Here is a 22,544-nt window from a genome sequence, read left to right as displayed (position 1 = left end):
TAGTCGCTCAGTTACTGGTGGTTACCCAACTATGTTAACTCTATGGGATCAGTTTTTATGTTATGTGGATTACGCTCTACTGTATTGGAAAGGTAGCGAGCAAGATGCTCGCACTCCTTGCTTTGTATTAGCGATCGCGGCTAATCAGTAGTAATTGTGCCAGTTGCAACACGGAATAGAGGGCAGTGGCGACATAAGTCCAGGCAGCCGCTTGTAGAACGGCTTTAGCTGCTCGATTTTCCTGTCCTTGTAGAATGCCAAGCTGGTCAATTAACTTCAGAGCGCGACCAGAGGCATCAAATTCTACCGGAAGGGTAACCAGATGAAAGGCGATCGCACCTACAAATAGGGCAATTCCTAAATTAATCACTAAGCTAGAAATCGTGCCTAAACCGCTAATAAATAACCCTAAAATCACCAACATCGGGCCCAACTGAGAGCCTAAATTAGCCACTGGCACTAAATTTGCCCTCAGATTCATAAAACTATAACCCTGCTTATCTTGTAGCACATGACCGCATTCATGGGCCGCCACGGCCGCCGCAGCTAAAGAAGAGGAATTATAGATACCCTCCGAAAGGCGAACGGCTTTAGAATTGGGGTCATAATGGTCAGTTAATTCCCCAGAAACCGGTTCAATACTAATATCTGTTATTCCCATTTGATAGAGAATGGTTCGAGCCACTTCTGCACCCGTCATCCCCATACTAGAGGGGATTTGGGCATAGCGCTGATAAGTGCTACGAATTTGGTTTTGTGCCCAAAACATTAACAGTATTCCTGGGATCAGAATGAGATAGGAGCTATAGTAAGACATACAATTTTCAATCTCCAAAACGCTCAACGCTATAGCGCGGTGCGCTGATTATGGGTAATGGTTATTGCATCTAGTATAGTCTTGAAGTTTTGGAAACGGCGCGATCGCCAAGATACGGTTTTCCATACTGTGAACCGTATCTGCGATTAAACCTTGAACTCCACTGACAGCCAAACGATCATGCTAGAGGGGCGATCTCTCATCAAAAAAACCGATCGCCTCTCTAGCTGTTATTGAAAGCAACAAAATCTCCGTAGTCTAGCGGATTCTACTATCGACATCAGAATATCCGTGGCTAGGGGTTTGACTAAGTATCCATCAAGTCCGAGATGGGATTCTTGATGTAGCCAACTGGGAGCATGACAATCAGTTAGGGCAATAATCGTCACCCCACACTTTTTAGCTTGCTCCCGCAATTGATAAACAAAATCTGACGACCATTGATGACAATTGCCAGATAGAATCACCAAAGACGGAAGGGTTTGACTCGATAGAGTAACCGCTTGTTCGGGTGACTTAGCGATCGCGACTTGACAAGGCACATGATTAAGCATCGATTGCAAGAGATTGAGATCGTCTAGCTCTTGCCCTAAGACTAAAACGCTGTTTGTTAAAGTTTCCATATTCCCGTTAAACCAAGTGACTGGTGGCTCAAGAGCTGCTAACGGTTTGGGTTCTCTTGAGATAGATATGTTATTGATCCTCTAACCCTATCATTTCAGACGATCTCGATCGATCCTCAATAATTTCCAGTTTTTTTCGGTTTTACTGCTTAATTTATCAATAATGAATATTTATAAGAGATGGATAAGAGAAATACTCACAAGGATTCTAAGTTTTATAAAGAATTGGATCGAGGTTTGAAGCGCCTGAATTCACCGACTAGCTCTTATATGCGTTTTGCCAATCTTAATTTTGCCGATCGCGCACGGGAATTGTTTTGGATTTCTTCTGCTTGGGGAATAATCGGTTTTTTGGTCAGAACCGCAAGCTGTGCGGAGTCCTTAAAGTAATGCTTAACACAACGATCTTCTAGAGAATGAAAACTAATCACCCCCACGATCCCCCCTGGTTTTAACCAGTCTGAAGCGCGATCGAGGAACTGGGGCAAAACCGTTAACTCTCCATTCACCGCAATGCGTAGGGCTTGAAAAACCCGTGTTGCCGGATGAATCCGCCCATGACGGGCGCGAGGGGGATAACACGAAGCGATCGCCTGGGCCAGCTCAGTCGTTGTATTAAAAGGCCGCTTGGCCACAATATGGCGAGCAATGCGTCGGGACAAGCGCTCCTCCCCATACTGATAAAAAATATCCGCCAACTCCTTCTCATCCCCATGATTAACCAAATCCGCAGCCATCAAAGACTGCTGTTGATTCATCCGCATATCCAAAGGCGCACTATGGCGAAAACTAAACCCCCGTTCCGGGATATCAAACTGGGCAGAACTCACCCCTAAATCAGCAATAATGCCATCAAACTGTCCTGTCTCGCCAGGATAATCCACAAAATTACCATGCCAAAAAGTTAGGCGATCGCCATACTCTGATAGAGCCAGTTTAGCCGCCTCCAGTGCTTGCCGATCCTGGTCAACCGCAGTCACCCAGATATCCCCACATTGGGCAAACAACAGCAAACTATGGCCGCCCCCTCCCACCGTCGCATCCAGATACTTACCCCCTGGACGAACGCCTAAACCTTCGATTAACTCCGACCCTAAAACGGGAATATGTACAAACTCTGTCACGTTATATCAATTAAAAATTAAAAATTAAAAATTGGGGGAACAGGGAACAGGGAACTGGGAACTGGCAACAGGGAACTGGCAACTGGCAATTTCTCCGTGTCTCCCCATTCCCCCATTCCCCCATTCCCCCATTCCCCCACTCCCCCACTTCCCCATTCCCTAACCTAAAACTCTCCAGCTCCCCAACCTTCAACTTCTTGAGCCGCACGAATCACAAAAGCCGATAAATTCTCCAACTCCTCCGAAGACATCCACTCTGGACTAACTTCACGACAGGCATACTTTTGGTATTCCCCTTTTTGCTTCAAGGGAGCGCGGAGATAGCCCACCATATTACTGATGTTATCTAAGGGAGGGGTAGCATTGTGCAGAGACTCTAGAGACAAAGACTCAAATTCACTCAGCAGAGTTGTCCCCCCTAAATGGCAATTTTCACAATTTTTATTAAACAGGATTTTGCCTTCGGATAACTGATCTGGAGTCACCGTTTGCATATTACCTGCCGTATCTAAGGGAACCTCTACCGGTTCCAAAGCTTTCAGGAAACGGATCACATACCGATCCGATGCCAAGGCAGATGGAGTAGCCAGAGTCCAGAGGAAAGCGATCGTTAAGGCGATCGCCACCACCGAACGCATCCAACTCATCCATCGTCGGCTACTCTCAGCCGCAGAAGCGTTTAAACCCAATTTGAATTGAGGGAAATTAATCATGAACTTTAGATAAATAAACATTAAGAGCAGCAGTACCCAGGACTGCTGCTATTGAACCGGGAAAAGAGCCACTCCTACCCCCAGGAGTAGGAATGCCACCCTTGAGAATTAACGAGTATTTTTACCCGCTCCCCACTGATTCGGACGCACATTCATTTCCACCAGAATATAGGAGCCGATCGCTTCTAAATCCTCATCACTGAGGTTTCTCATTTCTGGGAAAATATCCGCACTCCGGGTACTCGGATGGAGTTCATAAATTTCAACCTCTCCATCATAGGTCGTGGGATTCTTCATATAATCGACTAAAGCCGTTAAATTATCACGGCGGGGTTCTGCCCCAGCCATAGCCTCAACCCCCAATCCCACATTCGGGTTAGTTTTGGTCATCCCGCTTGCATGACACTGGGAACAGGTATCTACAAACAGTCTCTTGCCTAATACATACTCTTCTTGAGCAATTGTAGTTGTCTCACCGGATTCATTAATGGGAATGGTGCGGTTCTGTTCCGAAATATTGGCAGCCGTCGCACTCCCGACAACAACGTTCAGGGCCAGAAATACAGTGGCTAATATCAGCACAATGTATCGTTTTAGCATGGTTCTCCCTCAAAGACTATGACATTTTGTTATTGGAATTTTCAACACCTTGGCCGACCCAAGACCGATAATCGGTAAAATACCTACTGGACTTGGGATCATCACCATCACTGTTGATCTTCATTATGAATATCATGCCACTGTGGGGTCTTTAGACCAACTCTCAAGGGAGATTTTCACCAATATTAAATGTGAACCGGTTAATGCATAATCTAAAGGTTTTGTCAATAAACACGGAATAGGCAAAAGACCATTCCCCCACTCCCCCACTCCCCCACTCCCCCACTCCCCCACTCCCCCACTCCCCCATTCCCCCACTCCCCCACTCCCCCACTCCCCCACTCCCCCACTCCCCCATCTCCCCATTCCCCCATCCCGTCCGATAAACTGGGAAAAAATTCAGTCTGAGATGAAAACGAAGATGAGTAATGGGTTTGTGGCCTCTGATTATCCGAATCTATCACCCGCAGAAAAGGCAAACTTAAACCATGCGGTCAATTATAGCTATCTGGGGTCGATCGCCCAAATTTGGCCGATCGCCGCTCAGAAGTTTGGCGATATTGTGGCGCTCGAAGACATTCACAGTCAGGAAAAGATCGCCCTCACCTATCGCCAGATGTGCGAACAGATGCAACAGGTGGCGATCGCCCTACAACAGCTTGGGGTGAATCCGGGCGATCGCATTGCCCTCTTTGCCGATAACAGCCCCCGATGGTTTGTGGTGGATCAAGGAATCATGATGGCTGGAGCCGTAAATGCGGTTCGCAGTTCCCAGGCAGATGTGGAAGAACTGATTTATATTCTCCAAGATAGCGGCAGCAGCTTTCTGATCGTCGAAAATCTCAAAACCCTAGATAAACTCGCTCCTCGCTTAAACTCCATTACCCTACAAGCAATTATTCTCCTCAGTGATGAAGATCCGCCACCCTCCTCTTCTGGAGATGCTCCCCAATATCTGAATTTTGGGCAATTGTGCCATCATGGCCAAGGACAATCTTATCAACCCGTAGACCCTAATCCCAAGCAGTTAGCCACCCTCATTTATACCTCTGGAACCACGGGTAAACCCAAGGGGGCGATGCTCTCCCATGGCAATCTGCTCTATCAAGTGAATACCTTAGCGGTAGTAGTGGCTCCCGATCCAGGCGATCGCGTCTTGAGCATTCTGCCCTCCTGGCATGTGTACGAACGCACCATTGAATATTATCTGCTCTCCCAAGGCTGTTCCCAAAGGTATACCAGTATCCGCCACTTCAAACAAGACCTGAAGAGCTACAAACCCCACTACATGGTTGGCGTGCCTCGGTTGTGGGAATCCATTTATGAAGGCATTCAGAAAGAATTCCGGGAACAGCCCCAGAGTCGGCAAAAATTAATTCAAACCTTCCTCAGCATTTCTGAGCAATATGTCAGCGCCAAACGGATAAAGGAACAGCTAGAACTAGAGAACCTCAGCCCCTCTTGGTCGGAACGGGCCTCGGCTACAGTAAAAGCAGCGCTGCTGGCTCCTTTACACTATTTAGGCGATCGCCTAATTTATCAAAAAGTGCGACAAGCCACCGGTGGACAGATGAAACAGGTGATTAGTGGGGGCGGTTCTTTGGCCAAGCATATCGATCAGTTCTTTGAAATGATCGACTTCGAGATTTTAGTCGGCTATGGACTCACAGAAACTTCTCCTGTATTAACGGCTCGGCGCAGCGATCGCAATCTACGCGGATCGTCAGGTTTCCCCCTACCCGGAACCGAAATCCGCATTATCGATCTAGAAACCCGCCAACCCCTTCCCCAAGGCGAAACCGGATTAATTGTCGCCAGAGGCCCCCAAATTATGCAAGGCTATTATGGCAATATCCAAGCCACCGCTAAAGCCATTGACCTCGACGGATGGTTTGATACTGGAGATTTAGGCTTCCTGACTCCAGAGGGACAACTGGTGATTACCGGACGGGCAAAAGATACTATTGTCTTGACCAATGGGGAAAACATCGAACCCCAACCCATTGAAGATGCTTGTACCCGCAGTATATATATCGATCAAATGATGCTCGTCGGACAAGATCAGCGATCGCTCGGAGCCTTAATTGTGCCCAACCTCCCAGCCTTAGAAAACTGGGTGAAACAACATCATGCCACCGATGCTGCGATCGCCGAAACCCTCGACGATGGAACCTTGAAACTCAACCTGGAGCATCCAGCCATTCAAGACCTATACCGAGCCGAACTCAACCGGGAAGTCAAAAATCGCCCAGGATATCGACCCGACGACCGCATCGGCCCCTTCCGTTTGATTACCGAACCCTTCTCCATTGACAATGGCATGATGACCCAAACCTTGAAAATTAAACGTCCCCTTGTCAAAGAACAGTATCGCGATATGATTAACGGGATGTTCACTTAATCATCTGGAAAACAGGATCGCCTGTTTTTGACCCTCAATTGCACTGGACTTAAATAGAGTGAATTTGCTAAACATGGATACCCAAAAGCTGCTGCTCAAACGACCCGTTCGGATTAAAGTGATTGTGACTCCTCGATGGAAAGAAGAAGTCCAAGAACAACTCCAAAACCAACTCAACCAGATGGATGGACAAATCCAACAGGTCGAGATGCAGGGCCAGAGCGTGATTGTCAACATGCAAAATCAAAATCCCCAACAGGTTCCCCAGATTCAAGCTCAGTTGAATCAGAAGAAAAGTGAGTTACTGCAACAAAAAAATCAACTTCTGAACCAACTCAATCAGGTACAAACCCTAGAGTTAGACCGGGAAGTCGATCAAGGTCAAATGGAGAGCTTCTTTACCATTACCCCAGGAGAAAACCTGATCCAGAAAATGCAGGTAGAAATTGTCCTCCGAGATGGGATCGTTGAGGAAATTCGCGGTCAGATTTAGTCTAGAATGAACGATAATTTTTAAGGATAACAGCGCCATGATTCATGAAGTATTCATGCCTGCCCTCAGTTCTACCATGACTGAAGGCAAAATTGTCTCTTGGGAAAAGTCCCCAGGAGATAAAATTGAGAAAGGGGAAACTGTGGTTATCGTCGAGTCCGATAAGGCAGACATGGATGTGGAATCCTTCTATGAAGGCTATCTCGCCACCATTATTGTAGATGCAGGTGGGGTTGCCCCCGTCGGGGAGGCGATCGCCCTCATTGCCGAAACCGAAGCCGAAATCGAAACCGCCAAACAACAGTCCAAGAGCGCCCCTAGTGCCGCCCCAACTCCAGCCCCAGCCCCCGTTGCTGACCCAGCTCCAGCCCCCGCTCCCGTTGCCGCAACTGCCCGCAGCAATGGCCGCATTATTGCCTCCCCCAGGGCCCGGAAACTCGCCAAAGACTTAAAGGTAGATTTAGGGATTTTAGTCGGTAGTGGCCCCCATGGACGCATCGTCGCCCAAGATGTCGAATCTGCTGCTGGTGTAGCTGTTAGTGCCGCCCCTGTAGCCGCCCCGGCTGCTCCTCCTGCCCCTAAACCCGTAGCTCCTCCTGCCCCCAAACCCGCAGTTACCCCCGGTCAAGTAGTACGCTTCAATACCTTGCAGCAAGCCGTTGTCCGTAACATGGTGGCCAGCTTAACTGTGCCCACATTCCATGTAACCTACAGCATCACCACCGATGGCCTAGATCGACTCTATAAACAGATTAAGTCCAAGGGAGTCACCATGACCGCCCTGCTGGCTAAAGCCGTAGCCGTAGTTGTCGCCAAACATCCCATTGTTAATGCTAGTTATACAGAGGAAGGGATTCAGTATCCATCCAGTATCAATGTGTCTGTAGCTGTGGCGATGGATGATGGGGGCTTAATTACTCCCGTACTGCAAAATGCCGATCAGATGGATATTTATTCCCTCTCGCGCACCTGGAAAGATCTGGTGGCTCGCTCCCGCACCAAGCAATTACAACCCGCAGAATACAATAGCGGAACCTTCACCCTTTCCAATTTGGGGATGTTTGGGGTCGATCAATTTGATGCAATTTTACCTCCTGGTCAAGGGTCAATTCTGGCCATTGGTGCATCTAAACCCCAAGTGGTAGCGATGGATAATGGTTTAATGGGTGTACGCCAACAAATGAAGGTGAATATTACCTGCGATCATCGCATTATTTATGGTGCAGATGCGGCGGCATTCCTGAAAGATTTGGCTGATTTAATTGAAAATAATCCCGAATCTTTAACTCTATAGCAGACAGACTAGAAACCGGGTTTTTGCTGACCGCTCTATACAAGGAAGAAGCGAGATCAAAAACCCGGTTTCTTACAGCAATTTTAGTTAGTTTTCACGGCTTAAAAACGCCACGGCTTCCACATGAGCGGTTTGGGGGAAAAAATCCACTGGTTGTACTCGTGTCAGACGATAGGTTCCATCCTCACAAAGAATTTGAAGATCTCGCGCCAAAGTTGCCGGTTTGCAACTGACATAAACCAGATGAGCAGGGCGCAGTTTTAATAAGGTTTGCAGCACTTCCGGTTTACAGCCTTGACGGGGGGGATCGAGTAGGACAATATCGGGTTGATGGTCTAATTGGGGTAAAATATCCTCCACTTTGCCAGACTCAAAGGTAACATTCTCGATGTTGTTTAACTGGGCATTTTCCCTGGCTTGTTGAATGGCTTCTGCTTGGACTTCTATTCCCATCACCTGCTGTGCTTGACGGGCTATGGGTAGGGTGAATGTGCCAATGCCACAATAGGCATCAATTACCCGTTCTGTACCTTGTAAGTTGAGATGCTCCATAGTCATCTCTAACAAGGCTTCTGCGGCTTGGGTATTGACCTGAAAAAAGGTATCGGCTCCCAAATGGAAGGTTAAACCGGCAAATTCCTCGCGCACATAGGGTTGGCCGATAATGGGAAAGGTGCGATCGCCAAAAATGCGATTGGTTTTATCAGGGTTAACATTCAGACAAACCCCTACTACCCCTGGATATTGCTTTAACCAGTTCTGGCTATGGGTTTCTAAACCGGGTAATCGGCGCTTGGTCGCCACTAGGGTAATTAAAATTTCTCCTGTGCGTTGCCCAATACGCAGACATAAATGGCGCAAGAGTCCTTGATGGGTCTTCTCATCATAGGCTGACCACTGAGCCAGATCGAAGTGTTCTTTGAGTAGCTCTAAGAGGGGGTTTAAGCGCTCATCCTGGACGGGACATTGATTGAGGTTAATCAGTCTATGGGTTCCTTTTTGGTAATATCCTGCTTTAAAGATGCCAATATCCGAGATTTCCAGGGGATAGGAGACCTTGTTGCGATAGCCGAAGGACTGGGGAGAGCCGATAATAGCAGAAACAGGAGGATCGGCAAATTTGCCAATCCGAGTTAAGGCTTCTGTCACTAGGGTTTGTTTGGTCTGTTGTTGATACTCATAGCGTACATGCTGCCATTGGCATCCCCCGCATTTATCGGCGACGATGCAAGCTGGACGAATGCCATGGGGGGAGGGTTCGAGGAGTTCTTCGATCGCTCCTTTGGCAAATTGGGGCTTAACATAGAGTAACCGAACTCGGAGGCGATCGCCCGGAACCGTATTCGGCACAAACACCACCCGGTTATCCACCCGTCCCACCCCATCACCTGTATCGCTTAAGGAAGCGATCTCGATTTCCACCACTTCACCTTGTTTCCAGTTCGATTCTGTTTTCATGTTGTTAAGTATCTCTTCCCTTGTGTCCCACCCAATAGTTAAACTAACAGGATATTGATATTCTGTTTAGGATAGGGACTCAAACATAATCATGAGCGTCGTTACTCAAATCATTCTCAATGCGGACGAAGAACTGCGCTATCCGAGCGCAGGGGAACTGCAAAATATTGAAGCCTTCTTAACCACCGGAGAAAAGCGCACTCGTATTGCCTCCACTCTCACGGAAAATGAAAAGAAGATCGTAGACAAGGCTACTCAAGAGCTGTGGCGCAGACGACCCGATTTCATTGCTCCTGGGGGTAATGCCTCTGGTCAACGGGAACGGAGTCAGTGTATCCGTGATTATGGCTGGTATTTGCGTCTGGTGACCTATGGGGTTCTCGATGGTAGCATCGAGACCATTGACCAGATTGGTGTGTTAGGAGCGCGGGAAATGTACAATTCCCTCGGCGTACCCCTAGCAGGTATGGCAGAAGCCATGCGTTGCTTAAAGCAAGCGTCTTTAGCTCTGTTGAGTGTGGACGATGCTCAGGAAGCGGCTCCTTATTTTGATTTTCTGATTCAAGCCATGTCTTAATCAGAGGGTTGGGCGGGTTTATCAAGGTTCTTGGTAAGTTTCCTAATATAGGGTGAACCCGCCCCTGCTCTTCCCCAGCATAAGGGCGAAGCATTCCGGTAGATAAATTATGGTTGGGAATATTGAATTAACTGCCGGAATGCTTCGCCCCTACGGAATGCAACAGCCGATAATGGTGAATTCGTCCAGGGACAGCCGTTGCATGGTCTGCATCATCAACATCTCTAGAAAGAGCGGGTCGTGAGAGACTGGCCTTGTCCGTAGCTAGTGCCAGAATTATTAGAGTTGCGCTGTTCAATGATTTGATCGGCTTGGCGACAAGTGGCGGAAACTGAGGAGAAGGTAAGAAGCGCCCCTGCTTGATCTCCGTTAGACATTTCACTCATTCCCTCGACTACCCCTTGGAGGCAAGTGCTGAGAGTATCGATTTGTCCATCGAAAGCGGCGATCGCTCTTTCCCTCTCACCCAGTTGACCTTGCAAGTTACTGACGGAGCTATTGCTACTGCTAACTTGCTGCTCTAAATCTCTTGCCTGTTGTTGCAGGTCATCCACTTGTTTGGTTAACTGATCCCGTTCTGTTTGAGTGGTTGTGAGACGGGTTTCGGTTTGATCCAGTTGGTTGCGGGCATCTATATAAGCGAACCCACTAGCGGCGAGAAGAGCGGCTAAACCAACGGCGGCGGCTGAACTGGTGGTGATAGTCATAATCGGCTCCTAATTAAGTAGCTTTGTTTTACCCTTTGCCTACTTATTGGGAGCAAAATGAAAAAGTATGCAGCTTGTGTGGGGGGAAATGAAAAAATTTGTTGGGGGTGGGTCCCTGGCGGGGATGTCCTCTCTGGGTGAGAAAGGGCTGCCGCCGTGTTGCGAGGTTGCCTCGGGTGCATCCCGACGTATGTAGGGGCGTTGGCGCAGCCTGCGCGCAGCGCATAGCATTCTGGCGAGGAGTCTCTCGCTAAACCCAAGAATTTATTCTCAGAATGCTTCGCCCTCCTCTGAGCAGTGGCAGTTAGTAGGGTGGGCAACAGCCGATAATGCTAGAATAAACTATCAGCTCCAATCAGAGGCCGACTGGTACAGGCGCCAAAGATTAATATGACTCCTATAACTGCTGTTTCATCTCCCATGACTCTAGCTCTCCCCCAATGGCAACCCGCTACCTGGGATGATTATGTCGTATGGCGGGACAATCCTGATTTAGATAAAGACGTAAGACTGTTTTTTCACCAGGGGTATCTGTGGGTTGATATGGGTAATGAAGGAATTAACCATGCGAGGTTTAACGATTTATTCACACTGGTATTCGGTTTCTGGTTTGCTCGACAACCGGGTTTACTGGTGGATTCTTTGAGCGGTTGTGTAATTGAAAAACCACGAACCCAAGCGGCGGCTCCTGATAAAGTTTTATATATCGGGGGTAATTCTCCTCAATGGTCTGAGGGGGAACCCCGCCGAATTAATCTGGATAAGTGGCGAGTTCCCGATTTAGTGGGGGAAATTGCCGATACCACTTTAGCCACGGATTTAGATGAGAAAAAACAGCTTTATGCGGCGTTGGGAATTCCTGAATATTGGGTAGTGGATATTAAGGGACGGCAAGTGCTGGCATTTCGGTTACAATCGGATGGGAAATATCAGCAAATTGCCGTTTCTGTAGCTTTGGCAGGATTGCCGATTTCCCTGTTATCAGAAATGTTAGAACAGATGACTGAGGGGAATAATATTAATGCGGCGGTTTGGTTTAATCAGCAGCTTGCTGATTTGGAGCAAGAAGGTTAAGAAAAAACCGGGTTTATGGGGCGATCCGATGGCGGCGATCGCCCCTACATACAATAAATCCGGTTTCTCAACACCCCAATCAACCGGGTTTCTGCGGATAAAAAGAAACCTGGTTTCTGGCCTCTGGGATAGGAGAAAATCTCGCCTGAGATTAATTTGGATCGGGAACGCAAATAATTCCTAATCCTGACATTTGACGAATATGTTCATCAAAAGCAAAAACCCTAAAGACATTCAACCGATTAGCCATGACTAAAATAGAGCAATCTGTATAACTCCATTTTTTATCACTATACTTACAAAAAACTGACCAAATCATCCGATCATCTTGATCGGAGATATTGACATAGCGATGTTCTAGTCTTAAAACTTGACCAATTTTAATCGAAGCCTCACTAGAAATTTTAGTTCTAATCCAAGTTACGGTTTCATCAAAGACTGTTTCTAAAATAATCCAAGAATCATTTTGATGATTCAACACATATTCTTTCGCTCTTTGATGATGAGTTTCCGATTTGACGAAAAAAGCAATCAATGCCGACGTATCAACAATTATATTTTGAGTCATATTATTGGTTTAATACAGAGTTAGATCGCTGTTTTCAGCATAGTTGGTGGAGAATTCCGTTCCGCTTTGCTTGACAATAAATTCGGGTTCAGGATTAGAAACTTCCAGAGTTCCACAGAGGTTCCATGTCTGAGTTTTGGTAATATCTGACTCTTCTCGCTTTAAATAATCCTCTAATGCTTTAAGCAAAATATCTTGGATAGAATCGGATTTATTTTGTAATTGATTCATTAATGCTTCGGGAATTTCTAAGGTAATTTTACTCATAAAAAATGATAGCATCTACTAGAGTTGGATTGGAAAAAGCTGACAGCAAGTTAAACATTATCTATTATAGACTTTAATTTAAAAATATTCAATAACCGAGTTTGTTCACATTTCGGGGCTGATGCTTCATGTTATTTTTTGGATCCTGGTTTCTGGGTTCTGGGATAGGGGGCTTTTGGGGCGATCGCTTCCCTGAAAAGAAACCGGGTTTCTGCGTTAACTGTTGCATCACAACCAAAATTTTGGTTAAGAAACCCGGTTTCTGAACACCCAGGAATCAACCCGGTTTCTGGGTTCTGAGATAGGGTGATTTTGGGGCGATCGCTTGGGAAAATGACGAGATTTTAGCTATAATTTAGTAGAAAGGCTAACCGCTTAAGTTATTAAAGGTTACTGACTAACTTATAATGATGAAAATAAATCTTTCTAATCATGTCAGCCAAAGATATCTTTCACGATACCGTGCGTTCAGCCCTGGAAAAAGATGGATGGACAATTACTCACGATCCTCTGTTTGTCAAAGTCACTGTGCAAGTTAGCATTCAGATAGATTTAGGCGCAGAAAAATTATTATCGGCTGAAAGGGGAGAACAAAAAATAGCAGTGGAGGTGAAAAGTTTTGTTGGCCGATCGACTATATCAGAATTTCATACTGCTGTTGGTCAGTTTCTTAACTATCAATTAGCCTTGGAAAAATTGGCACCAGAACGAGTTCTGTATTTGGCTGTACCCAACGATATTTATCAAGAGTTTTTCACAGATTCGTTTGTGCAAACGGTGTTGGAACGATATCAAATAAAACTATTGGTATTTCATGCAGAAAAACAGGAGATCATCTTATGGAAAAGTTAAATTATCCAGATTTAGTTCAGAAAGTTATCTCTCAACACGCCAGCGATCGATTAGAAAAAGATGTAGAAACTACTGAAATTGTTTTTGATACAGAACGCGATCGCTATTTATTGTTGTATGTGGGATGGCATGATGAAGAACGAATGTATGGATGTCCGATTCATATCGATATCAAAGATGGCAAGATTTGGATTCAGCGCGATTTTACAGAAGAAGGATTGGCAAATCAGTTGATGGAATTAGGAGTGCCAAAAACCGATATTGTTTTGGGATTTCGTTCCCCTTATGTGCGGCAGTTTACTGAATTTGCCGTGGCTTAATTTTTGATGGGAAAAAAGAAACCGGGTTTCTTAATTAAATCTTGGTAGGGATGCAGAGATTATGCTACAAACCCGGTTTCTGGGTTGAAAGCGGGAGAACAAAAATCGAGTTTTTTGATAATTTTTTTATGCATAATTTATTCAAAGACTTAGCCACTACTGCCGCTCCAACTTGGCTTGGCAATCTCGCTGAAAATTCTCAATAGATTTTCTGGTGCTATAGGCCAAAATTCCATCTATTTCACCTTGATAGAAACCAACAGATTGCAAAGTTTGCTGAATCCTCATAACTCCGTCAGGATTTAACGCGGCACCTTCCCAGATGACATTGTTAATTTCCCCGATTAACTTAACGCATTTACTTCCTTCAGTAACTTGCTGATCCCGTTGTTGTAATTTATTCTTGGTTTGAGTCAATTTTTGATTGGTTTGCGTCAAATTAGACTGGGTGTTTTGCAGTTGCTGTTTGGTTGAATCTAATTTATTCTGAGTGTCTGCCAGTAACTTTTGTAGTTCAGGAACTTGTTTGAGTATTTCTTTGGCGTTCTCTAAGTCTTGTTTTGCTTTCTCTAAGTCGGCATTGACTTGATCAAGTTCAGCCTGTGTCTGCTTAATCTGACTAATTGCGCGATCGGCTTCCGCAAATTTTTGTCTTGCATACATACCAGCAGAAATAAGTAGCAATAAGGCAGCGATCGCGGCCATACCAGAATAGGATAGTAGTCTTTTCTGAAAAATCTCAAGTTTATTGTCTTTGAGATAATCATCGTATGTTCTATCACAGTATTGGCACTTTTTAGTATTATTAATCGCCTCCGCGTGTGGATTGGTAGAAACGCCGGTGCATTTCCAAGTTGTCCTAAAGTTAGGTGGTTGTGCAGTCATTTGAGTTTCCTTAAAATTAGGTGCTCTGATTTCTTCGGGCATCATAGAATCACTGTGTAATTTGAGTCGGAGCGATCGCTCTTCAGAACTTGCTTTGCTTTGACATTTGGTTAACAATTGCATTTTTAACTTCAATTCCTATCTCTGGCTTTATTGCTCCTTCTGCAATCAAGGCATTTATTTTGGCTATAACAATTTGGTCTTGGTTTTTTCTAGCTAATTTACTAAATTTCGCACTATAGAAAAAACGGAATGCGAGTCCAGAACCAATTCCCGAAATCAATATGAGTATTACCCATTCACCAAAAGCAAAACCTACGGTGACACCGAACAATCCTAGGAATATTAAGGTTACCAGGGCAGCAATTAAGCCGTCTATAATGCTTTTTCTCATCATCTTTACTCCGTGGTCTATACCACAGTTAAATATTATATCAGCTTGATATGCACCCTGCTTTTCACCTAAATAAAGAAGCCTATTCCTCCTTTTGATGGCAGCTTTATGGTCTTTGAGATAATCATCGTATGTTCTATCACAGTATTGGCACTTCTTAGTATTATTGATCGCCTCCGCGTGTGGATTGGTAGAAACGCCGGTGCATTTCCAAGGTGGACTAGAGTTAGGTGGCTGTGCAGTCATTTGAGTTTCCTTAAAATGTGGAGTTAGAAATACACTCAATGATGGGTTTAATTAAAGATTCTGGTACTGGTATCCAGCTAAATGTTGCCTTGAACATCAAGCCAGACTCTTCAACTAGCGAGGCTGTTTTCAAATCTTGAATGTAATTGAAAAAATCCGTTATAGAGATGTTCTGCACATATTTTTGAGCAGCACTGTAAAATGCTTTTTTGTAAAGCTCTTTTTCGACCGCTTTATCTCGCCACCACTTGAGCAGGGTCATATTTTTGTTGGGTAATATGTATTGAGTAAAAACCTCAACAGATAATTTTTCTAAATCAGGTCTTTCTCGGTCATTTAATTGCAGTTGAAGTAACAATCCTATTAACTGCTGTTCTTCCGCAGGATTAATGGCTTTACCTTCACGATAGAGGTAGGGAATTATTAGGTCAACATTGCAGGTTGAAGGTTGAACAACTTTGAGAATCTCTTTTTGTTCAATTAAACCCAAACTCCATCCTGCACAATGATTAAGCAACCTGCGCGTTTGTTCGGGACGAGTGTAGCCATCTACTATTGTCTTAGCATCGTTCTGCAAAGACTTCTTCTGCTCAGGTGTCAAAGCAGTTTTCACCCCTAATGGCAGTTCTAGTTCAATTTCAGGTTCCCAACTCAGGCGTTGTAGAATTAACCAATCCTGAGTTGTAAATGTATCAGTCACGCTAGGACTGGTGATTACATTTATCAAGTCCGCATCAACTCTCTTTTGTCGTATCCAGGTTTGGCAAAGGTAATGCAGTAAGTCACCCTTAATCCAGTCAAGGCGCGAGCCATCTCGCAAACAGCGCGTCAACGGAGTAACATACTGTTGGGAACTAGGAACAAGCTGATTGAAATCGTCAATGGTGAGACTTTGCCATGCAGAAGATGTGATAAGAAAATTTTTCCTGATATTCTCACTATCATCGATTAGCGGTAGCCATTTTTGCATCACCTTAATAGGAAAGCTCTTTCCTACTATGCTGTCCACAAATTCAGTCTGCTCTTGTGGATTGTCATAAACAGCTTGAGCCAGTTTATCCCAATTTTCCCAGATAGGATTTTGCTGGAGACTGTCGAAAATTGCCTTGAGTCCAGGCTGCTGTTGCTCAAACCAAGTATAGGTTTGACTAAACTCATGCCGACTGAAATTGTTAGGGAGGTTTTGATTTTCTTTAATCACCGCCACTAACAAGGGTCTTGCATTCTCCTTACTTGGCGACCATGTTCTCAGAAACGCCTCGTACAAATTATTTTTTGCCCCATAGTTCATCTCTGTTAACTTGGCTATCTGCGGCAGTTTTGCTAGACCTGAATTGCGCTCTGCAAGTAAATCAGTAAGCCAATTAGCTACTTGTAGATTTTTTGTTGTAAGCTGTTGGGACAAATTACTCTTTCTGAACTGTTCCGCCTCAATACTAGGCAACAAAATTGCCAGCTTTAAGGTGAAACAGTTGTATAACTCTTTAACAGTAATTTCACCTAACAGGGTAGTATCAAGTAACGAAAAAGTCTCTTTCTCATCGGCAAAAAATTTGTGAGTCGCAAGATTAGTAGCAAATTTCCATGACTCTAACCAATTAGATCGAGCTTTATCAGCTACGACATTTTTACAAAGTGCAATTAATTTTTCTACAATTGCAGTAGATGACAAACTAGAACTAGGGGGAATATTAGATATCCCTGATGGATTATCGGGACAATAACCCTCTGAATAAACATTCTGTGGCAATGGTTGATATGGTTGATATGGTTGAGGTTCTGATGTGTTAAAGCTATCTGATCTCCTTGGAATTGTAGTAGTTTCAGATTTGCGGATGGGCTGATCTAATAAGCTCTTGTCCTTAAGTAATATCCCCGCTAGTGGCAAATTATTATTGAGTTCATCTAACAACAGGATTAACTTTGCATGGACAAGGTGACTCCAAGCCTGCAACATTAGGGTAATCGCTTGAAGTTCTGAAATTGCCTTTTTACCTAATTCTTTCCAGGCAAACATAAGTCCATGTTGATAATCTTCCTTGCTTATCAGTTGAATTAACACATCCCAAATATCGATACTCAATCCAGAGAGATATTTAGTCAAGCACTCATCTTGCTTTTCTTTAGGTAATGCGGGAATTAACCGGACAATTTCTTTACAGCCAAACACAAATCCCTGTTGATAATCTTCCTTGCTTATCAGTTGAATTAACACATCCCAAATATCGATACTCAATCCAGAGAGATATTTAGTCAAGCAATCATCTTGCTTTTGTTTAGGTAATGCGGGAATTAACCGGACAATTTCTTTACAGGCAAACACAAATCCCTGTTGATAATCTTCCTTGCTTATTAGTCGAATTAACACATCCCAAATATCGATACTCAATTCAGAGAGATATTTTGTCAAAAACTTGTTTTGTTTTTCTTCAGTTAATGCGCGAATCAGGCGGACAATTATTTTGGGGTCAGCTAGGGACTCCAGGGTAATATCATTGTCAGCAATTGTATCCAGTTGTTCAAGCAGTTGCTTAAGTGTCTCTGGGGCTGTTGCTATATGGTCGCGTATATAATCAACATAAGGATTCTCAAATGTATTATCGTCAGCCTGTCCCTGAAATGTTTGATTAGCACGATTCAGCCAAATCATATTTTCGGGCAATGAGCGAGAAGAATGTTGATTAGTTTTCACCACCAGTGTTGCCCAAGGGCATTGCTGCTCATCAAGGGTTCCGACGGCAACGGATATTTGAGGGCGAATACTAGCAGGTAGTAGGAGCAAAATGCTCTCCATCCAGTTCTGAAAAGGAATACCTGTTTGCTCATTGGTGAGCAGGAGCCTTTTGCCGTTAATTATTGCTGCTAACGCCGATAAAACTAAAGGCTTTTGCTCGTTGCCATCTGGCCAGCATTGCCGAATTTTATCAATTTCTTTATCTATAGTAGTTTCGGCTGATATTGGCTCTTCTACAATTGGAATAGATAAAGGTTCTAAATTGGCATTAAACCCTGTCAAGAGGGGGATGGGTTGATTAAGCATCCAGACAAGTAGTTTGAGTGTCCGACCTTGCAACGCTGACATGGATGTGACGGGAATAAAAACATAGCGGTGCTGATCAAATCCTCTGTCTCCATTGACAGCCAACTGATTGTTTTGGTCTACAGCAGTTTCGGCTTTAATTAATACCAAATTATCCCCTTCACAAAAGATACCAACTGCTTTTACCATTCTCTCTGGCGGTGTTGCACCCCAAAAACGATGGTTTCCTTCTGCCATAGTTTTGAGGTTAAGTTCATTGGTCAAGTCAGCGCTGCGAGCAACAAGCTGATACTCAGAGCCTCTGTTGCTAACCAATTTCCCGTAAATAAACTGTGAGTACATAGATCAAAAGGTTTTATGTTGTGTGAATGTAGCTGTTCTAAAATGCTCCGACCACTAGCTATCACTTTTGTTTAGGTTGTGGCCGAGATGGTGGTTGTTTTTGAATGCCATCGATTAACCACTCAATCGGTGCGATGACATTGAATGGCTCATATTGCACTTTTGTATTAATAGTCGGTAGGGGTATCGAAGGTGGTTCTGGAGTGTTTGATGTCTGGTTGAGCGATCCCCATTCATCATCTGATGACAAACTAGGTGGAGTATTAGGTTCTTCTGACGAAGCATCAGTAGCTTGTGAGTTTTGAGATTTCCCTTGTGAATATCGGCGCCTTGGCGATGGTGGCGATGATAGATTTGTCTGAGTTTCTGAGGTTTTTGAGCTATCTGGGATGTCTAGGATGTCTGGGTAAATTACAGCTTCTTTCCATGACTTGCCATCTTTATCAAGATAACGACCAATAGATGCTACAGAATAAAACTTATACCGATTTTCTAAACAAAAACCAGTTTCCAGACTGGTAAATAGAGCCTGACCCATCACATCTTTAGCTAAATCTGCTGATTCCTTTGCTTGACTCCATATCTCCTCTTTGTCAACCTTTGTCACGCAGAATGCCATGTACTGCTGTAGTCGCGCATTCGTCATGTTTTCTTGTTGAGATTGTTCCTGAAACTCCAGAAATAAATCGAATAACAAACGCCAGTACAAATTACCTTCTTCCTTGCTTCGCATGGGATCTAGTAAGAAAATAATTCCATCGCAACTAAGTAAATAATCCACGATGCCCATTGAATTGTCCTGGTTTTGACCGACTTGCGTCTCTGCACTTGTAACCTGACTCGGAGGTTCAACTATTTGCACTTTTGTTGAATGTATGTCTTCATAAAACCCTCCTGGAGCATCAATAAAATTCAGGACAACTTTAGGGCCTATTGTCGTAGAAGAATTTTGCCATCTTAGGGTATAAGTGAAAATATTGAGCTTTTCAGTCGGTTGGGTGGCAGGTGGGAAGTTTCCTTCTTTGATTTCATTAATAGATTTTGTTACAAACTGGCGAGCTTCATGATCCGCAGTAACTTGCCAATCCTTTGATAGAAGCAGCGCATAGTAAAGCATTGCTAAGTAAGTCGTCTTTCCAGAACCGGACGTTCCCCAAATTCCTATGCGTATATCCTGTGGTCTGATTGGTGAAGTCTGTTGATTTCTCACGAACAATTGGGTGAAAGCCGTTCGTAATTGTAATAACTGGTTGTTGTTGTTCATAAATCTCCTGATTGAGCTATAGCAAAAAATTGATTGATGGTGGTTTCCTGTTTCGGAATACTGACTTGATTACGACTTGATGGGTTTAAGGGCAGTGATTTTATGTTCGAGTGAATACTGTCGCTGCCAGTTGGGGTCAAGATTCAGACTCTCCCGAATTTGAGATTTTAGATGAGAATTATCATTTTTACGGATTTTCCCAAATATTTTTCGGATCTGAGCCAACAGAACATTCTCAATCAACAACATTTCATAGCGATAAAGATTTAGCAAGGCAATCACACATTCAGTAATTGTGTCTTGGTAATAATTGCGAAATTCTGCAACAAATGAGCGAAAAGTTTCCGGTGTACTCTGGCGAGGAATAGACTGAATAATATCATATAGTTTCTGGTTCTTTAGTTTACCCTCAGCATCCTTAGCTGTTAAATCAAATTCTGGATCTGTAATTAAGGTTATGGCAATGCGACTAGCTACTTCCCTCATGGTGTGCTTCATCTTTTTGTCAATCAACTGTTTAATCATTGACTCTAATTCTCCAGCTTTTACATCATAGCCACCGCAGCCATTGGCAATTTTCTGTGCAAGTTGGTACGATTGTAAGTTCGACTGGTAAATTACTACTAATTGCTGGGCTAGTCTTGGTACATAGAACGTTAGTTGTTTCCAAAGTTCAAGCTGAGTTTCGCTGACGATGAATTCCTCATTTCTTTGACTGATCTGTTGAGCAACTACAAGATTCCATTTGTCATCAAAGCTATTTTCCCAAATATGGGGCATTTTTTGCTTCAACACATCATCGATCTCGTTGCAAATTTTTACGGCTTCTTGTTCCAATTGCTTGTGCCAATCTTCAAAGCGTTTGATTTGTAACCTTCGGAATTCAATTACTAACTGTTCAACCTCCTTTTGTTTCTCGTTTAGCTTCTGCTCTTCTTGACTCGGAACGTCTAGTTCTCCTTGGTCTTGCTTTAGTTTATCCAGTTCACTTTCATAGTTGCTCAAAAGGTTTTCTACAATACTGTCCAAAGCCAACTTCCCGTCGCGAATTTGTCCCTCAATCCGATGCTCGCGGGCAAATTTAGTCAATTCTTCTACCAGCTTCGGAATTTGGCTGGCTTCTAGGACTTCGCGATCGCTTTTCCCTCGAACACCTAGTTTGAGGGTGGCGGCTTCATAAGTGTTAGTATCTTCAATTGTCTCTCCTTTAAGTTTCTTTTGAACGTAGTATGCAATCCAAGAGGATGTCTCAAAATAAGGACGATCTCCCCCGCGATTTGAAAAATTTATCGCATAATTTGAAACCAACAATTCCATCAACTCGCCCATCTGTCTCCGCAGAATATTCTGTTTCTCTGGGCTGTCTGTCATAATGCTATCTTTAGCATTAAGGACTAGAAATATCCGCTCGCCCGCCCGCTCGTTTCCTTCAAAGCTAATATATTTTCGCGATCTATCAAGCAGATAACCATCGCCACGAGTGAGAATCCCGTTTGGGCTTTGAATAAAAATTACAGCATCAGCTTCTTTAATTCCTTCACTGATAATAATATCGTGTAGGGGAGTGCCATCAAGCCCTGGTAAGTCAACTAAACATACATTCTTGGGCAATTTTAGTGTAGCGATTCCATCAGGGCTTTCGCTTGGCACAATGTGATATGTAACGGACTTGACTAAGCCGATTCGACGATTCAAAGAACCAGGGCTGTTGATGTCGCTATTCTCATCAATTAAATTCATCAATTCTTCAATATCTCTTCGGTTGGCAAGAGAAAAATTCTGCCGCAATTCCTTCCCAAGATTATTGGCATACTGTCTAACAATATCTGCCAAACTCAACCGTAACTCCTCAAAATCTCTGTTTGCTTGATCGGGAAGTTGAATGGCTGGCTGTAACTTTTCCAGTGCTATAGCGTAACCTGCATCAAGATTGCCAGTCAGCCCGGATTCGTTCAATCTATATGCTTTATAGCGACTGACAAAATCTGCGACCAGGCTACGAATATTGGCTTCATCACGGTAAATAACTTGGGCTGTTTCCTGTTGAGCATTAGCTGCGTCAAAGAAAATTTCTAAAGCTGCTCCTGTTGCTGGTTTACCTGATATTTTTGCCAGCACTAAATCCCGTCCTAAGATGGCGTTAATTGTTGTGCTTTTGCCAGTTCTTGCCTTGCCAATCACAGCTATGCGGTAAGGCTTTTCGTATTTAAGTGCTTTTTGAGCAAGTTCCAGCTTATCTTTAAAGTCTTCTTGCTCTTCAGGATAATCTGTAAAAAAATGTTGCAGCTTTTTCAGTCGCTCAACCTGAAGGGCAAAACGTCCTACCTGATCGGGCGTAGCATCAGGTAAGTGTTTTTGGATTTTGTCACGCAAACTTTCCAAAGGGGCTGATGTCACCATGTTATGAACTCCTAAAGACTAAAATGATTGAATAATGATTGCGATCGCTTGAAGCGCCGAAAGTTTATGGGGTTATCGGCGATCG

At 44.1% G+C, this 22,544-nt stretch carries 21 protein-coding genes; 7 read left to right on the top strand and 14 right to left on the bottom strand.

Features of this window, described 5'->3' with window-relative positions:
* Window positions 1–127 precede the first annotated feature (127 nt).
* The 5 genes from AC3FZD_RS15175 to psbV all read right to left on the bottom strand — a co-directional run bounded on the left by AC3FZD_RS15175 (window position 128) and on the right by psbV (window position 3,877).
* Complete coding sequence (locus AC3FZD_RS15175; RefSeq protein ID WP_488736837.1) at window positions 128–817, bottom strand: zinc metallopeptidase; 690 nt, start codon at window positions 815–817, stop codon at window positions 128–130.
* A 230-nt stretch (window positions 818–1,047) separates the two neighbouring features.
* On the bottom strand, window positions 1,048–1,440 hold the full coding sequence (locus AC3FZD_RS15170; protein WP_488736836.1) for a response regulator: 393 nt from the start codon (window positions 1,438–1,440) through the stop codon (window positions 1,048–1,050).
* A 266-nt stretch (window positions 1,441–1,706) separates the two neighbouring features.
* Window positions 1,707–2,564 (bottom strand): 16S rRNA (cytosine(1402)-N(4))-methyltransferase RsmH, encoded by an 858-nt coding sequence (gene rsmH, locus AC3FZD_RS15165; RefSeq protein WP_488736835.1) that lies wholly within the window; start codon window positions 2,562–2,564, stop codon window positions 1,707–1,709.
* Between the two features lie 164 nt (window positions 2,565–2,728).
* Entirely contained in the window at window positions 2,729–3,277 is a 549-nt protein-coding gene (gene psbV2, locus AC3FZD_RS15160; protein WP_488736834.1) for a photosystem II cytochrome PsbV2, read from the bottom strand.
* Between the two features lie 108 nt (window positions 3,278–3,385).
* Window positions 3,386–3,877, bottom strand: a complete 492-nt coding sequence (gene psbV / locus AC3FZD_RS15155) for a photosystem II cytochrome c-550 (protein ID WP_488736833.1) — start codon at window positions 3,875–3,877, stop codon at window positions 3,386–3,388.
* Between the two features lie 409 nt (window positions 3,878–4,286).
* On the opposite strand from psbV, the gene AC3FZD_RS15150 reads away from it, so the two are divergent.
* From AC3FZD_RS15150 to AC3FZD_RS15140, 3 genes are all read left to right on the top strand, one after another.
* Window positions 4,287–6,278, top strand: coding sequence for an AMP-dependent synthetase/ligase (locus AC3FZD_RS15150; RefSeq protein ID WP_488736832.1), 1,992 nt, complete (start codon window positions 4,287–4,289; stop codon window positions 6,276–6,278).
* 73 nt (window positions 6,279–6,351) lie between these two features.
* The gene (locus tag AC3FZD_RS15145) at window positions 6,352–6,771 is read left to right on the top strand and encodes a YlqD family protein (RefSeq protein ID WP_488736831.1); all 420 of its coding nucleotides are present in this window, start codon (window positions 6,352–6,354) and stop codon (window positions 6,769–6,771) included.
* A gap of 37 nt (window positions 6,772–6,808) precedes the next feature.
* Window positions 6,809–8,065 (top strand): dihydrolipoamide acetyltransferase family protein, encoded by a 1,257-nt coding sequence (locus AC3FZD_RS15140; protein ID WP_488736830.1) that lies wholly within the window; start codon window positions 6,809–6,811, stop codon window positions 8,063–8,065.
* Window positions 8,066–8,152: 87 nt separating this feature from the next.
* On the opposite strand, the gene rlmD is transcribed toward AC3FZD_RS15140, so the two are convergent.
* Window positions 8,153–9,523 carry a 23S rRNA (uracil(1939)-C(5))-methyltransferase RlmD gene (gene rlmD, locus AC3FZD_RS15135; RefSeq protein WP_488736829.1) on the bottom strand — a complete coding sequence of 457 codons (1,371 nt, stop codon included), beginning with the start codon at window positions 9,521–9,523 and terminating at the stop codon, window positions 8,153–8,155.
* A 91-nt stretch (window positions 9,524–9,614) separates the two neighbouring features.
* Here rlmD and apcD point away from each other — a divergent pair, with 91 nt between their 5' ends.
* Window positions 9,615–10,100: an allophycocyanin subunit alpha-B gene (apcD, locus tag AC3FZD_RS15130; protein ID WP_488736828.1), complete on the top strand. Its 486-nt coding sequence runs from the start codon at window positions 9,615–9,617 to the stop codon at window positions 10,098–10,100.
* A gap of 224 nt (window positions 10,101–10,324) precedes the next feature.
* Here apcD and AC3FZD_RS15125 read toward each other — a convergent pair whose 3' ends face one another.
* On the bottom strand, window positions 10,325–10,807 hold the full coding sequence (locus tag AC3FZD_RS15125) for a hypothetical protein (protein ID WP_488736827.1): 483 nt from the start codon (window positions 10,805–10,807) through the stop codon (window positions 10,325–10,327).
* A gap of 420 nt (window positions 10,808–11,227) precedes the next feature.
* Between AC3FZD_RS15125 and AC3FZD_RS15120 the strand changes: the two genes are divergently transcribed.
* Window positions 11,228–11,881: a Uma2 family endonuclease gene (locus AC3FZD_RS15120; protein ID WP_488736826.1), complete on the top strand. Its 654-nt coding sequence runs from the start codon at window positions 11,228–11,230 to the stop codon at window positions 11,879–11,881.
* A gap of 151 nt (window positions 11,882–12,032) precedes the next feature.
* Here AC3FZD_RS15120 and AC3FZD_RS15115 read toward each other — a convergent pair whose 3' ends face one another.
* On the bottom strand, window positions 12,033–12,449 hold the full coding sequence (locus AC3FZD_RS15115) for a type II toxin-antitoxin system VapC family toxin (RefSeq protein ID WP_488736825.1): 417 nt from the start codon (window positions 12,447–12,449) through the stop codon (window positions 12,033–12,035).
* A gap of 9 nt (window positions 12,450–12,458) precedes the next feature.
* Window positions 12,459–12,716 carry a hypothetical protein gene (locus AC3FZD_RS15110; protein WP_488736824.1) on the bottom strand — a complete coding sequence of 86 codons (258 nt, stop codon included), beginning with the start codon at window positions 12,714–12,716 and terminating at the stop codon, window positions 12,459–12,461.
* Window positions 12,717–13,148: 432 nt separating this feature from the next.
* Here AC3FZD_RS15110 and AC3FZD_RS15105 point away from each other — a divergent pair, with 432 nt between their 5' ends.
* Together AC3FZD_RS15105 and AC3FZD_RS15100 are read left to right on the top strand one after the other, a co-directional pair.
* Window positions 13,149–13,568, top strand: a complete 420-nt coding sequence (locus AC3FZD_RS15105; RefSeq protein ID WP_488736823.1) for a XisH family protein — start codon at window positions 13,149–13,151, stop codon at window positions 13,566–13,568.
* Window positions 13,556–13,888, top strand: a complete 333-nt coding sequence (locus tag AC3FZD_RS15100) for a XisI protein (RefSeq protein ID WP_488736822.1) — start codon at window positions 13,556–13,558, stop codon at window positions 13,886–13,888. The genes AC3FZD_RS15105 and AC3FZD_RS15100 overlap by 13 nt, the downstream gene beginning before the upstream one ends.
* Window positions 13,889–14,044: 156 nt before the next feature.
* Here AC3FZD_RS15100 and AC3FZD_RS15095 read toward each other — a convergent pair whose 3' ends face one another.
* From AC3FZD_RS15095 to AC3FZD_RS15075, 5 genes are all read right to left on the bottom strand, one after another.
* Entirely contained in the window at window positions 14,045–14,818 is a 774-nt protein-coding gene (locus AC3FZD_RS15095; protein WP_488736821.1) for a peptidoglycan-binding domain-containing protein, read from the bottom strand.
* A gap of 37 nt (window positions 14,819–14,855) precedes the next feature.
* Entirely contained in the window at window positions 14,856–15,413 is a 558-nt protein-coding gene (locus AC3FZD_RS15090; RefSeq protein WP_488736820.1) for a hypothetical protein, read from the bottom strand.
* A gap of 10 nt (window positions 15,414–15,423) precedes the next feature.
* Entirely contained in the window at window positions 15,424–18,795 is a 3,372-nt protein-coding gene (locus AC3FZD_RS15085) for a hypothetical protein (protein WP_488736819.1), read from the bottom strand.
* A gap of 61 nt (window positions 18,796–18,856) precedes the next feature.
* The gene (locus tag AC3FZD_RS15080) at window positions 18,857–20,059 is read right to left on the bottom strand and encodes a TRAFAC clade GTPase domain-containing protein (protein WP_488736818.1); all 1,203 of its coding nucleotides are present in this window, start codon (window positions 20,057–20,059) and stop codon (window positions 18,857–18,859) included.
* 69 nt (window positions 20,060–20,128) lie between these two features.
* On the bottom strand, window positions 20,129–22,459 hold the full coding sequence (locus AC3FZD_RS15075; protein ID WP_488736817.1) for a P-loop NTPase family protein: 2,331 nt from the start codon (window positions 22,457–22,459) through the stop codon (window positions 20,129–20,131).
* Between the last annotated feature and the right edge of the window lie 85 nt (window positions 22,460–22,544).

It is taken from the genome of Roseofilum sp. KMC-1, from assembly GCF_057802075.1.
This window is presented reverse-complemented; position numbering and strand designations above follow the sequence as displayed.